The sequence below is a fragment of the Dyadobacter koreensis genome (genome assembly GCF_900108855.1).
Lineage (GTDB): Bacteria > Bacteroidota > Bacteroidia > Cytophagales > Spirosomataceae > Dyadobacter > Dyadobacter koreensis.
On record NZ_FNXY01000011.1, the window covers coordinates 1 to 13,343 of the forward strand.

Sequence of the window (13,343 nt, forward strand, 5' to 3'; positions counted from 1 at the left end):
TGTTCACCTCTTCCCATCCCGAACAGAGAAGTTAAGCCCGGAACCGCCGATGATACTTGGGTCAAACCTGGTAAAGTAGGTAGCCGCCACAATACTATTAATTTCAATCCCATCTTCTTAAAAGATGGGATTTTTTTGGTTCGTGGGCACCGCTTCCGAGACGCTTAGCCCCAGTAGTACCCCACCTCGGCACGAACAGAGAAGTTAATTCGGGCAGCGTAGGTATCCGCCACAATATTATTATAAATTAAAGGACCATCCCGAAAGGAGGGTCTTTTTTTGATCATGATCATCTCTTTCCTAGCTACAATCATGATTACCGCCTAGTCGTCTTAGGTCTGCGCACGGCGGTCAAATCCGGGCAGTCTGCCCGCTAAATAAGACTGGTGAACAAAAACCTGTGGAGAAGCGGAAAAAATGCCGGGATCAAAATTAAGTGTTGTGTACTAACCTGGAATAAGCATAAAAATGAGCTAGACAAAAGATGAATTCAACATTACAAAACCCTGTAAACTGACTTCTAAATGCTTTGATCTTCGCATTGAAAGATTCTGCCGAAGTATTGGTATTTCCGTTATACAAATAATTAACTACCTTTTAAAACAGTCTCGATGCACCTGAGAACGGTATAGAATGGCTCAAAACCATTTTGCAAGCCCTGTTAGTCCATAAATCTTGTCAGTCGCATTAGTAAAGATATTACTAAGTTTTTGTGCCAGATCATATGCTTTTTTTGGTCAGGGAACCGCTCAGAAATCAATTGTGCTCTTTTTTTGATTATCCGTTTAATATCTGGCTTTTGTAACGTACATATCTGCTCTGTGCCAAGAATTGTTTAAAGCTGTCTCTGTTTGGCAATCTCTCTACTAAATATTCAGTCTCCGCGGATTTAGCCTAATCAATAGTATAATTTTCTTGAGCGAGTGCTTCCCGACAAAGTTTATTCGCATTTGTGATAAGACATCGATTGCTAATTGCTGTATATGGAAACCGTCGGTTAGCACGTATCACCCATAAGAAAATAACGGTGATCATTTTCGCGGGGCCCACGCCACACTACCAGCAATATCCAGGGTGATTTCAGTCAATTTTTGCTTTGGGGTTTGGGAATTTTATGGATAATGCAATAACCGTTTTGGCTTTGGTGCATGCTACGATTGGTACTATATTTCCAATTGCCCTTTGCAGTATTAATGGTAAGAATTGTATAGAGCTCACCTCGAATAGGCTAGTTTTATAAATTGGTAAACAGGGCCCAAATTCTTGCGATAAAAAAAGCCATTATTTTGCATGTCTCGTTGATTCCAGACTTTAAATCAGCTCTGAAGATTACAGTAATGGCGTAGCAAATTCTTACCATCAACGCCATAAATGCCGCCGATACTCAAAAAATCATTAGCCCTGATATCCACCAATCGCTTCTAAAAAGCGGAAAACTCACTCGTCGTCTGCGTTCCTTTAGCTAATTAATGCCAATCTCTGTATTCTACTTTACTGCCTTGGCTTTCAGTCACCTACGGCATTTGATTTGAAGGAATACTTTGTATACTCGAAGCGGGAAGTCTTGCAGTCTAATGGTTGGAGAATATTCTCTTGAGCGTAAGCCTGCTTTTCTTGGACCGTCTTCTGAGTAATTTTTCTCTTCCAGATAGATGTGATATCGTCCCACTGACTTCCACGTCAGTCAACAAGTAATTCTCAATTATGAACTTAGATAAGATTAAATCAATAAGCGGTAAGAAACGCTCAAAAACATTTAGGTTTGATTAAAAATACAAATCTAAATAATACAACAGGATCCAGAAATTTTTATTTGATCGAAAGAAGATGCTTAGATTAATATGTGTTTGATTATTTTGAAGAACTATTCTAAATAAAAAAAACCTGTTTAATTTAATTAAACAGGTTTTTAATAATGTAATCTGCGGTCTGGACGGGACTCGAACCCGCGACCCCATGCGTGACAGGCATGTATTCTAACCAACTGAACTACCAAACCAATAGCTTCAATCTTTCAATAAACTTGGCGGTCTGGACGGGACTCGAACCCGCGACCCCATGCGTGACAGGCATGTATTCTAACCAACTGAACTACCAAACCAAGTTATTTTCCCCCGTCGTTCCGGGTTATTGTGGTGCAAAACTAGTATTATTATTCTTGAATACAATACTTGATGCAAATAAAATGTTAGTTAATTTGCAAATAAATTTTCAAAAAACCAAATTCATTCTGGCTATCAAATAGTTGTAAATAAAAAAAAATGACAAAAATAAAGCAGATCACACAACAACTTGAAAAACTAGCGCCCATTTCTTACCAGGAAAGTTATGATAATGCCGGATTAATCGTGGGAAATTCTGAAACAGAGGTTACGGGAGTCCTTTTTTCGCTCGACGTAACCGAAGCTGTAGTTGCCGAAGCCATTGAAAGAAACTGTAATCTCATTGTTGCACATCACCCAATTGTTTTTAAAGGGTTGAAAAAACTGAACGGAAGCAATTATGTAGAACGGACTGTGATCAAAGCCATAAAGAGTGATATTGCGATCTATGCAATTCACACGAACCTCGATCATGTTGTGCAGGGGGTTAACTGGAAAATTGCGGAAAAATTGGAACTGAAGAATGTTAAGATATTAGCTCCTAAAAAACAACTACTTGCTAAACTGACGTTTTTTGTCCCCGTTGCAAATTCTCAGGAAGTACTGAACGCACTTTTTGATGCAGGAGCGGGAGAGATCGGAAATTATAAAAATTGCAGTTTCAGGACGGAAGGAACGGGAACATTCCTGCCAGGTGAAACTGCAAATCCTGTGACCGGATCTCGAGGAATAAAGGAGGAAGTTTTTGAACACCGCCTTGAAGTTATGTTTCCTTCCTACCTAGAAACGCCTATCCTGGCTGCTTTAAAAGCAAATCATCCTTATGAAGAAGTAGCTTATTATCTTCAGTCACTAGAAAATGAAAATCAGGAGATTGGAGCCGGCGCTGTCGGGGAATTGCAGGAGCCAATGGAACCACAAGATTTTTTAGGTTTTGTGAAAGAGCGTATGCAAGCTTCTTTGATCAAACATACGATACCTTTAAGTAAAAAAATTCAGCGTGTAGCAGTCTGCGGAGGCGCAGGAAGTTTTCTGTTATCAGACGCAATTCGCGCCAAAGCAGACGTTTTTATAACGGCAGATTATAAATATCATGAATTTTTTGACGCCGATAATCGCATAATGATCTGTGATATCGGGCATTTTGAGAGCGAAGTATTTACGAAAGATTTATTATACAACTATTTATCAGGAATTTTTAGTAATTTCGCACTCTGTTTGTCAGAAGTCAATACGAATCCGGTGCGATATTTTGTTTAAAAACTGTTTTTTAGACAATCAAGTACAGGACAAGTAGAATGAAGAGATTCAGTTTAAGTCCCACTCATATAATACGCATTGAAACAAGTCCATTAAAGACATACATGGAAAACACAATCGCACAAAAATTAGACGCTCTCCTGAAACTTCAGGAAATTGATTCAAGCCTGGACGAAATCAGAAAAACCCGTGGCGATCTTCCTGAGGAAGTGAGAGATCTGGAAGACGAAATCATCGGTTTTGAAACGAGAATAGGAAAATTCAAAAGCGAAATCGCTGCTTTAAATAGCGAAATTGACAACTTCAAAGGCGCTCAAAAAGATGGTGAAAAACTGATCAAAAAATACAAAGATCAGCAAATGAACGTTCGCAACAACCGCGAATACGATGCCATCACAAAAGAAATCGAATTGCAGGAACTTGATATGCAATTGGCTGACAAGAAAATCAACGAAGCCAAAGCGCGTATCAGATTGATTGAAGATGATGCAAATCGTGCAGAATCTACTTTGAATGAAAGAAACGAAGATTTGAAAGCCAAAAAAGGCGAACTTTCTTTGATCACAAGCGAAAGCGAAGCTGAAGAAAAAGCACTTTTAGGCGAACGTGAAAAGCATATTAAAAAAATCGAAGAGCGTTTGTTGAAATCTTATCAGAAAATTCGTGATAACTCAATGAACGGCTTGGCAGTAGTGCATGTGTCCCGCGGTGCTTGCGGAGGATGTTTTAGCATCGTTCCACCACAAAGGCAGGCGGATATTCGTGAACGTAAAAAACTGATCGTTTGCGAACATTGCGGAAGAATTTTAGCTGACGTAGAAAGCGTTGAACCAGTTCACCAACGTCGTTAAGCTTTAAAAATATTTTTGATAAAAGGGTTGTCTTGGGTAAGGCAACCTTTTTATTTTTATTCGGATGTAGGCCTTTATTTTGTTTGAGGCAAGCTTTTAACATTTGCCCGACTCGAATTTATTTAAGCCTTCTAACCTAACCCGGAATTGAATTCCTAAAAATTCTGTGCTTAAATTTGTGGTCGCTATCCTGGACCTTCCGGTATCTGCGGTGCAATAGTATTAACCATCGGCAACTCCCATTGAAAATTTCACGCTTTTTAATAGCCATCTTACTTCTGATTACACTGCAAACCAAGGCAGATGACGCAATCAATGACGTAATTTTTACACAAAAACTACAACGTGCCTATTTTGATATTCAGAAATTAAAACTTGAATCTGCGCGTGCATTAATTGAGGAGGAAAGAAAAATAAATCCTGCCAACGGACTTATTCAGTACCTTGACAACTATGCTGATCTTCATTACCTGTTGATCAGCGAGGATAAAAAAGCATTTAAGGCCTGGAGCGAGCGGGAAGATTTAAGGCTCGCCGCACTGGCAAAACTCCCAAATACATCACCTTACAAACGTTTTTTTCAAGCTGAGATCCGGCTTCACTGGGCTTTTATCAAAATGAAGTTTGGTAATGAAGGTGGTGCATCCTGGGATGTTATAAAAGCTTATCGTATCGCTGAAGAAAACAAAAAACGTTTTCCAACTTTCAGACCGACTTTAAAAACGTTAGGTCTGCTGCATGTGCTTATTGGCTCGGTACCTGATAATTATACCTGGGTGACAAAAATTCTTGGATTAAAAGGAAATATAAAACAGGGAATCGAAGAGATTCAGCTGGTTCAGCGTGAGGAGCCATTCTTCCAGCAGGAAACCCAGCTTATTGATCTTTTGCTGCATGCCTATACTTTACAACTGAGTGATGAGCAGCGTGCTCTATTGAAACAATTACCTAAAAATCAACCGGACAATCTGTTGCTTCATTTCTTTGCGACTACGATTCTGATGAAAGAAGGCAGAAGTGAAGAAGCTCTCCATTTCCTGAATCACGGACCTAGTGGCGATGAATATATCGACTTCCCTTTTCTTGATTATTTAAGAGGAGAAATCGCACTTCAAAAAGGAAAATACGACATCGCATATTTCTTCTACAATAAGTTCCAGAAAAGATATAAGGGCTTTAATTATATCAAAGACAGTAATTTGAAACTTTTTATGAGCCGATGGCTGGCCAATCGTGATGCAGATGCGGCCCAATATATGAAGCTGGCCGCCACGACAGGTAGTACAATCATTGAAGGTGATAAATTTGCTTTAAGACTGGCGGATGAATATGAAGACGGCAGGCTTTTGCCTGAACAGAAAATTCTCTATAAAGCCCGTTATTCAACCGATGGAGGATATTTGCCGGAGGCTTGGGACTTTATTGATAACTATACGGAAAAGTCTTTCACTACCATAAGTGACAAAGCCGAACTGAACTACAGAAAAGGCAGAATTCTGCAAAAGATGGACCAAATTGAGAGATGTATACCGTATTATGACCGCGCGATCTTTTTGACGCAAAATACTTCATTTACTTTTGGGCCTTCTGCTGCGCTTCAAATGGGCTATATCATGCGTGACAAAAAACAGAATTCTGTTGCCGTAAATTATTTCAAAAAGGCGATGGCTTACAAAAAACATGAGTACAAAAATAGCATAGATAATAAAGCCAAGGCTGCATTGACTGAGTTGGGCCAGTAAAACTTCTCTCATTACTTATTTTCTTTTTAACGTCATAGGAATAAAAAGTCCTATGTCAGAAGACAATTCTTACAACCCAAGAAAAATATTAAGCTGGGCAGAGGAGGATCGCCCGCGCGAGAAACTTCTGCTGAAAGGCAGAGCTGCGTTGTCCGACGCTGAATTGATTGCTATTCTAATTGGCTCGGGCACAGTTTCACTTTCCGCTGTCGATGTTGCCAAAGGGATTATGAATTCTGTCAATAACAATATCAGCGAACTTGCGCGTCAGGGTGTTAAGGAGCTCATGAAAAATAAGGGTATCGGCGAAGCCAAGGCCATTACCATCATCGCGGCATTAGAACTCGGGCGTCGAAGAACAGATTTGATAGATAATCAAAAGAGGCATATTAAATCTTCACATGATATCTATGCCGAAATGAAGCAGCATTTAATGGACAAAGCCCATGAAGAATTTTGGATTGTACTTCTTAATCGGGCAAATGACGTAATTAAATCGATGGCGGTCAGTGTTGGTGGAATTTCAGGAACGGTTTGCGACCCTAAAATGGTTTTTAATTATGCGTTGGAATACAAAGCGAGCGGTATCGTGCTCGTTCACAATCACCCGTCAGGTCAGTTAAAAGCCAGTCTGGCCGATATCAGCCTGACCGCTCAACTGAAAGCAGCAGGGCAGGTACTGGATCTCCCTATTCTCGATCACGTTATTTTTACTGATAAAGGATTTTTAAGTTTTGTAGATGACGGTATTTTCTGATCTAAAAGATGAGCTCTTTTTTAACAATGCCTTCCAGCTCACTGTACGGAATTGTAAATGAAATATCTCCCCTTGCATAAGCAGCAATTTCGTAAGGATTGTAATAAAAAAAGATACCTTCCTTTGTAAAAGCATAGTTGGCTGGCAGGGAAAATTTATGGTTCGATAAAAAATATCCGGCACCTTCCAGATTGGTGGTGTCAGCAAGATTTTCCAGTTTTCTGAACGCTTTTTCAACCTTGTTCAGCAAGGCGACAGTATCAGACACAAATGCTTTACTATTTTTCTCCTGTCCTGTTTTCGCATCAAAAATATAGTAAGACCGGAAACTATTTGGATGCGCCCCACCCAGAAAGGCGTAGTGGTCGAACTGGTATTGGATAATTTTCGGGGAAGTCATGACTGTATCTCCCTTCAGTTCGATTTCCCAGCATCCGGGAGCCTCAGGAAAATCAGCTTTGAATTTTTTATAGTTGTTATTAAAAATTGCAAATGCAGATTCTACGGTTTTGTCCGATCCGGGTTTGGGAGGATTGCCACTTAAATCAGCATTATCGTTTATTCTGTCAATGATTTTTTTGTCAAGGAAAGAATGGATTTCAGAATAAAGCGAATCTGTGGCTACGGGCTCCCATACATTGACTTTTAAACTCACACCGCCACTTATTGTATCACATTTCCCTAAGTCAATATTGTTGAATTTTCCATCCCTTTTTATCGTAACTACCTCCTCTTTTTTCGAGGACGGTGTACAAGAAGTATAAAAAACAACGGCTAGTAATGAGAAAAAGTGAGAAACGCGCATGAGATTTGAGGTTGATGAAGTAAAAATTTAAAAAAGGCATAAGCATTAAGCCACGAATGCAGGCTTAAAACTTATGCCAATGTTATGTTAAAGACTCATTAATTCCTTGAAACGGATTGCCTGACGGCGGGAAATTTCAATTTTGTCTCCTCCCTGAAGCGTTACCAAAAGCCCTCCGCTAAACCAGGGCTCTATTTTTTCAATCCAGTGCAAATTTATGATATGCTTACGATTTGCCCTGAAATATGTTCCCGGGTCAAGTCTTTCTTCCAGATTGTTAAGCGATTTTAATACCAATGGTTTCTGATCATCGAAATGCAGACGCACATAATTTCCCATCGATTCAAACAAGCGGATTTTTCCAAGTTTCACAAACCAGCATTTTTCACCATCCTTAACAAAAACCTGATCGTTTTCGCCGAGAATTTTTTCAATACGTTCGTTATTTGCAGTCGATACTTCCGGCAGGGCCTGATTTTCCTCAATACGATGGATCGTCTCTTTCAGACGGTCGTTGTCAATTGGTTTCAATAAATAATCAAGCGCATTATATTCGAATGCTTTAATAGCATATTCATCATACGCCGTTGTAAAAATCACTTCCGGAGTTTTTCCTTCAATAGAAGATAAAAGTTCGAAACCATTTTTACCAGGCATTTGAATATCCAGAAATAGCAATTCGGGCTGCAGCTCGTCGATCATCACCAGCGCTTCCTCCGCGTTGGCAGCTTCTCCGATGATTTCAATTTTTGTATACGGTTCAAGTAATCTTTTCAGTTCATTTCTTGCTAGGCGTTCATCATCAACAATAAGCGTTCTCATGGCGGTTTTCGGGGATTATTTTATAAAATAAGATCTTGAATCGTTACTTGATTTTAACAATCGGTGACTTGCAAAGATAGTTTTCTTCTTACGTTAAAGCCAAATTAGTCGACCTGCAAAAGCTGCATTTGATCGGAAAGTGTGGGGATTCGTACTTCGGAACAAACGACACCTTCTGTCTCCTGAAATATTTTAAATGATGCGCCTTTTCCGTACAAAATTGAAAGTCGCTCAGCTGTATTTTTTAGTCCGACTCCACCAGAATCTGTTCCTTCCAGATTCCCCGTATTACGGATCTTTATAATCAAAATATCATCTTCGATATCAGATGTTACATCCAGAAATCCGCCGTGCATTTCTTTTGAGACACCATGTTTGATACCATTTTCAACAAGCGTTTGCAACATCATGGGTGGTACCTGCCAGTAAACAGCCTGCGGATTTGACTTGATCGTGTATTTTAGCCGATCTTCATACCGGACTTTTTCAAGTTCAAGATAATCTTCAACCGTTTTCAGCTCCTCCTGTAAGTCTACTGTTTTCCGGCGATCTGCCAGAAGCGAATTTCGTAAAATATTGGATAACTGCGTGATACTGATCTGAGCTTTTGAAGGGTCTTCATAAACCAGTGCCCGGATACTGTTTAAAGCATTGAATGTAAAATGCGGATTAAGCTGTGACCGCAACACCTTTGCTTCTGCCTCGCGCATCGAGGTTTTCAGCATTATTTTTTCAAAATCCGTCAAGCGGTTTTGTTCAACATAATGGTAAACGGTATAAGAAAGAATCCAGGCCGTCAAATTTTTACACCAGCCGGCATAGTAATTCCAAAAAACGAAAGGCTGGTTCATGAGATTTTCTTCCAGGATCTTTTTGTCGAGGGGAAGATTCACTACCGTCATGATAAGTCCTAAAAACAAAACGGAAAGACCAACCCGAAGCGCCAGACGAGGAAGTGGTAAAGTTGACCAGTTCCACCGACGAATAACTAATCTGTATAAATGCGTCAGCGTGATACCGAGAAGTATGTTGGCAAGGCTGCTATATAAATTGCTCAGATCAAATCCATATTCAAGCGTGTACAACACGAATTCATACATGATCAGTGTTGTCCAGCCTACAATTTGTAAGGTCCAGTAAATTTTCCTTTTGGACATGCGTTAAAGTTTACAGCAGATTGTTCACAACGATTCCACAAAAATATAGAACCGTTGCCAGCTTTCCGTTATAAATACATCAAAGGAATTGCGCCTATACAAGCGGTCTATTAAAAGGTCTGAGGTATTTCCAGCGAAAGTAAGTGGGTCGTGTCGTTTTTTACTTCGAGTTCAAAACGCTGCGTATCGTAAGAATAATTGATGCGGTACAAACAAAGATTGCTGTGTTCATAATCGTCCATATGGATCAACGGTTGTTTGAAAAGTGTTGTAAGCAAAACGCGCATCGCCCGCCCGTGCATGGCAATCAGGATATTTCTTTCGTGCGGACGAGATAGAATTGTTTCGATCACCGGGATCTGGCGATCGCGTACCTGGATCGGACTTTCTCCGCCATCGGCAGCACGATTAAAATCACCACCTTTCCAGGCCAGCACAAGGTCACGGTAATAGGAAGTATCGCCTGTGTTTGGCTCTTTGCCTTCACGCGTTCCCCAGGAAATTTCGTTCAGCCCTTCGTATTTCTCGAAAGGAATTCCCTGGTTAATAAAACCACGGACCGACTGTTGTGTCCGCTGCAAATTTGAAGTATATATTTTGTCAAACGGAACGTGTTGGTAAGCATTAAAAAAAGCAGCCGCTTGCGCTTCTCCCCATTCATTCAGCATAGAATCTACGCCGCTTCCCTGTACTACTCCCTGACGATTTAGATCAGTTTCACCGTGGCGAATGAGATATATAGACTTTCTTTTCAAAATAATTGTATTATTTAAATATTATTTTTGCAAATACCTTGTTTTTGACTAATATAGCAGGTACAAATTTATATAATTTTTAGATATGTTCACAACATCCATTTCACTTGATGCAGTTCAATCTTTTAGTAAAAATACCATTGCCAGTCATTTAGGAATTGAATTCACTGAAATTGGAACTGATTATATTGTTGCTAAAATGCCGGTGGACCATCGGACACATCAACCTTTCGGAATTTTGCATGGCGGAGCTTCTGTTGTTCTTGCAGAAACTTTGGGGAGCATTGCTTCGTTCTTATGTCTGAAAGATCCCGACAATCAGCATGCAGTCGGTTTGGAGATAAATGCAAACCATTTGAGGTCAGCCAAAGAAGGGTTTGTTTATGGAAAGGTAACGCCGATCCATGTCGGAAGAACGACACATATCTGGGATATTAAAATTACGAATGAAGAAAATAAACTGGTTTGCATCAGCCGGCTGACAGTCGCAATTGTGAGCGCAAATCGTTAATTTATTTTGTAAAATTGATATTACAAGCGGGTAGCAACCTGTAATAGATTTATTTTAATGATTTCAACACATATAAATGCTGCCCAGTCTATTTTAGAACAGTTTGAGGCAGAGGAACTTTGGTCGGCGGCAAAAGAGTTGGGGTTTCCCTGTGCGTTATGGAAACTTCCGCATACCGGTGAAATCAAATTGCTTATATCAATCCGGGATGGTATTCGGAATTGTCAGCCGGATTTGGAAAAACTTTCTTCCGGATTTATGATTAGTCCTTTTCATTGGAAGGAGCAGGACGATATTCTTTATATGGAAGGAGATATCATTGCGTTCTATTCAGAAAACGGACAACTGGATCATGTTGACAATAAGCTTGGCGAAGAGCATCCGGAAATTGTCAAGTTGATTGAAAAAGCGTCTGGTATAAAAAGAAATACCGTTGCAGAATCTTCTGTAAATGTAACAGGTTTACTCGCTTCATTACCTGATCAGGATACCAAAGCCCGGTTCGAAAGAACTGTGGAGTTGGCCGTCGCCGCTATAAAACAGAAACAATTTCATAAAGTTGTTTTATCAAGAACAAAAAAACTTGTTTATACAGACCAGTTTCAACCTGCAAAAGCGTTCCAAAAACTTGCCAAAGCTTATCCCCATGCTTTTGTCTCCCTGGTCATTTTGCCTGATCAAAAAGAATTATGGCTTGGAGCGAGTCCGGAAGTGCTGGTTCATCAAAAATCAGAAGGAATTTTCAAAACGATGTCATTGGCCGGAACTCAGAAAGCGAAAGACGATGAAGGAAATCTTATTCCCAAATTTGATATCCGCTGGGGCGAAAAAGAAATTGAAGAGCAGGCACTGGTAAGTCGTTATATCATTGAGTGTTTCAAAAAAATACGATTAAGAGAATATCTCGAGACAGGTCCGAAAACCGTGTTGGCTGGAAATCTTTATCATCTTAGGACTGATTTCGAAGTGGATACAAATGCACTGAATTTTCCTGAATTATCTTCGGTCATGCTTCGTCTGCTTCATCCTACTTCCGCGGTCTGCGGGGTTCCCAAAATTCCGAGTCTTCAATTTTTAACAGATATTGAAGGATACGACCGTTCTTTTTATAGCGGGTTCCTGGGTCCAGTTCAGGTCGAAGGCGACTCAAATCTTTTTGTAAATCTTCGTACAGTGCGCCTGAAAGATGGCATTGCTACGTTTTATGCGGGTGCAGGAATCACCGAGGACTCCATTCCTGAAAGAGAATGGGAAGAAACTGAGCTAAAATGTGAAACTCTTTTGAAAGTCATTGGAAAAGATTTTTAAAAAAATTACAATCCTCCATTAAACTTTTATAGTAGAAAACTATCTAAGGCGTATTACCTTTACATAGCATCCACCAAACGATCACGTTTTGTGGGTGTTAACTATTCCTAACGAAATAAAAATTCTAAAATACCCTGAAATAGTACTAATTTATGAATCGTAACCTTTCCAGACCAAATTTTTTTCGTAGGTCTTTTTTAGTTAATACCATTTTTTCTCCTCTCATTCTGACTTTTTTCTGCACATTTATTTTGTCGTGCGGAGAGAAAAAAGACAAGTTCAAACAAGATAAAGGTAAATCTGACGCGACCGTTGTTGATGTAATTATTGCAGCGCGTGAAAGCGTAAGTGACAAAGTTGAGGTGAACGGTACCGTCGTTGCTAATGAATTTGCGGAATTGAGACCGGAAGTCAGCGGCTTGTTAACCTATCTGAATGTGCCGGAAGGAAAAACAATTCAGAAGGGTACTGTCATTGCCCGTATCAATAATGCGGATCTGACAGCACAGCTTGAAAAATCGAAAGTGATGCTGGACATGGCCATCAAAACGGAAGAAAGGCTCGCCAAACTTATTGCTGTGAATGGAGTTAATCAGGCTGATTATGATTTGGCAATCAATACTTCCAATTCATATCGCGCTGACATTGTGTATCAGCAGGCTTTGATTGACAAAACAATTGTTCGTGCTCCGTTTACAGGAATTGTAGGATTAAGAAAAGTAAGTGAAGGCACGTATGTTTCGCCGACGACGGTTATTTCCAGCATGCAGCAGCTGAATAATCTGAGAATAGATTTTACGGTTCCCGAAGTATATCAGTCGTTTGTAACGAAAGGCGGAACGGTGGATGTTGTGATAGATCAAAAAGGAACGGTTCAAAAAGCGACGGTTATAGCAACCGAACCGCAAATAAATCAGAGTACGAGAAATATTACGGTGAGAGCAAGTTTGGGTGGGGCATCTTTCAACCCGGGTTCATTTGCAAAAGTTTACCTCAATGCGGGTGCTCAGAAAAGCAGTATTTTAATTCCGACCAACTGTATTATTCCTGAATCAAGAAATAAAAAGGCAGTTGTAGTAAAAGGAGGTAAAGCCTCTTTTGTTACGATAGAAACGGGGGTTCGCAAAGCGGACTTTGTTGAAGTTACAAAAGGTATAAATGTTGGAGATTCCGTAGTTGTTTCCGGGGTATTGTTCGCCCGTCCCGATGCGCCAGTGAAAGTGAGAGCAGTAAAAAACCTGAATACATCAGCCGAATAAAAGGCAAAAAGGTG

Annotated in this window: 11 protein-coding genes, 2 tRNA genes and 1 rRNA gene; 8 read left to right on the plus strand and 6 right to left on the minus strand. The window is 40.0% G+C overall.

Features of this window, described 5'->3' with window-relative positions; all coding sequences use genetic code 11:
• Window positions 1–92: ribosomal RNA gene (rrf, locus tag BMY70_RS28505) — 5S ribosomal RNA — on the plus strand; the annotation flags it as partial.
• 1,833 nt (window positions 93–1,925) lie between these two features.
• Here the strand turns inward: rrf and BMY70_RS28510 are convergent.
• Both BMY70_RS28510 and BMY70_RS28515 read right to left on the minus strand, forming a co-directional pair.
• Window positions 1,926–1,999 (minus strand) — tRNA-Asp (locus tag BMY70_RS28510).
• Window positions 2,000–2,024: 25 nt separating this feature from the next.
• A tRNA-Asp gene (locus BMY70_RS28515) sits at window positions 2,025–2,101 on the minus strand.
• A 160-nt stretch (window positions 2,102–2,261) separates the two neighbouring features.
• On the opposite strand from BMY70_RS28515, the gene BMY70_RS28520 reads away from it, so the two are divergent.
• From BMY70_RS28520 to radC, 4 genes are all read left to right on the plus strand, one after another.
• On the plus strand, window positions 2,262–3,362 hold the full coding sequence (locus BMY70_RS28520) for a Nif3-like dinuclear metal center hexameric protein (protein WP_090341514.1): 1,101 nt from the start codon (window positions 2,262–2,264) through the stop codon (window positions 3,360–3,362).
• A gap of 104 nt (window positions 3,363–3,466) precedes the next feature.
• Window positions 3,467–4,213 (plus strand): zinc ribbon domain-containing protein, encoded by a 747-nt coding sequence (locus tag BMY70_RS28525; protein WP_090341516.1) that lies wholly within the window; start codon window positions 3,467–3,469, stop codon window positions 4,211–4,213.
• 242 nt (window positions 4,214–4,455) lie between these two features.
• On the plus strand, window positions 4,456–5,955 hold the full coding sequence (locus BMY70_RS28530; protein WP_229209815.1) for a tetratricopeptide repeat protein: 1,500 nt from the start codon (window positions 4,456–4,458) through the stop codon (window positions 5,953–5,955).
• 52 nt (window positions 5,956–6,007) lie between these two features.
• Window positions 6,008–6,712 carry a RadC family protein gene (radC, locus tag BMY70_RS28535; protein WP_090341518.1) on the plus strand — a complete coding sequence of 235 codons (705 nt, stop codon included), beginning with the start codon at window positions 6,008–6,010 and terminating at the stop codon, window positions 6,710–6,712.
• Between the two features lies 1 nt (window position 6,713).
• Here radC and BMY70_RS28540 read toward each other — a convergent pair whose 3' ends face one another.
• The 4 genes from BMY70_RS28540 to BMY70_RS28555 all read right to left on the minus strand — a co-directional run bounded on the left by BMY70_RS28540 (window position 6,714) and on the right by BMY70_RS28555 (window position 10,251).
• Window positions 6,714–7,517 carry a PdaC/RsiV family protein gene (locus BMY70_RS28540; protein ID WP_090341520.1) on the minus strand — a complete coding sequence of 268 codons (804 nt, stop codon included), beginning with the start codon at window positions 7,515–7,517 and terminating at the stop codon, window positions 6,714–6,716.
• Between the two features lie 87 nt (window positions 7,518–7,604).
• On the minus strand, window positions 7,605–8,339 hold the full coding sequence (locus BMY70_RS28545) for a LytR/AlgR family response regulator transcription factor (RefSeq protein WP_090341522.1): 735 nt from the start codon (window positions 8,337–8,339) through the stop codon (window positions 7,605–7,607).
• A gap of 104 nt (window positions 8,340–8,443) precedes the next feature.
• A complete protein-coding gene (locus BMY70_RS28550) occupies window positions 8,444–9,496 on the minus strand; it encodes a sensor histidine kinase (RefSeq protein ID WP_090341524.1) in 1,053 nt (350 codons plus the stop codon).
• A 110-nt stretch (window positions 9,497–9,606) separates the two neighbouring features.
• A complete protein-coding gene (locus tag BMY70_RS28555; RefSeq protein ID WP_090341526.1) occupies window positions 9,607–10,251 on the minus strand; it encodes a histidine phosphatase family protein in 645 nt (214 codons plus the stop codon).
• Between the two features lie 85 nt (window positions 10,252–10,336).
• On the opposite strand from BMY70_RS28555, the gene BMY70_RS28560 reads away from it, so the two are divergent.
• The 3 genes from BMY70_RS28560 to BMY70_RS28570 all read left to right on the plus strand — a co-directional run bounded on the left by BMY70_RS28560 (window position 10,337) and on the right by BMY70_RS28570 (window position 13,329).
• Window positions 10,337–10,762: a hotdog fold thioesterase gene (locus BMY70_RS28560; RefSeq protein ID WP_090341528.1), complete on the plus strand. Its 426-nt coding sequence runs from the start codon at window positions 10,337–10,339 to the stop codon at window positions 10,760–10,762.
• Window positions 10,763–10,819: 57 nt separating this feature from the next.
• Window positions 10,820–12,070: a chorismate-binding protein gene (locus BMY70_RS28565; protein WP_090341530.1), complete on the plus strand. Its 1,251-nt coding sequence runs from the start codon at window positions 10,820–10,822 to the stop codon at window positions 12,068–12,070.
• 152 nt (window positions 12,071–12,222) lie between these two features.
• A complete protein-coding gene (locus tag BMY70_RS28570) occupies window positions 12,223–13,329 on the plus strand; it encodes an efflux RND transporter periplasmic adaptor subunit (RefSeq protein WP_090341533.1) in 1,107 nt (368 codons plus the stop codon).
• The last annotated feature ends 14 nt before the right edge of the window (window positions 13,330–13,343 follow it).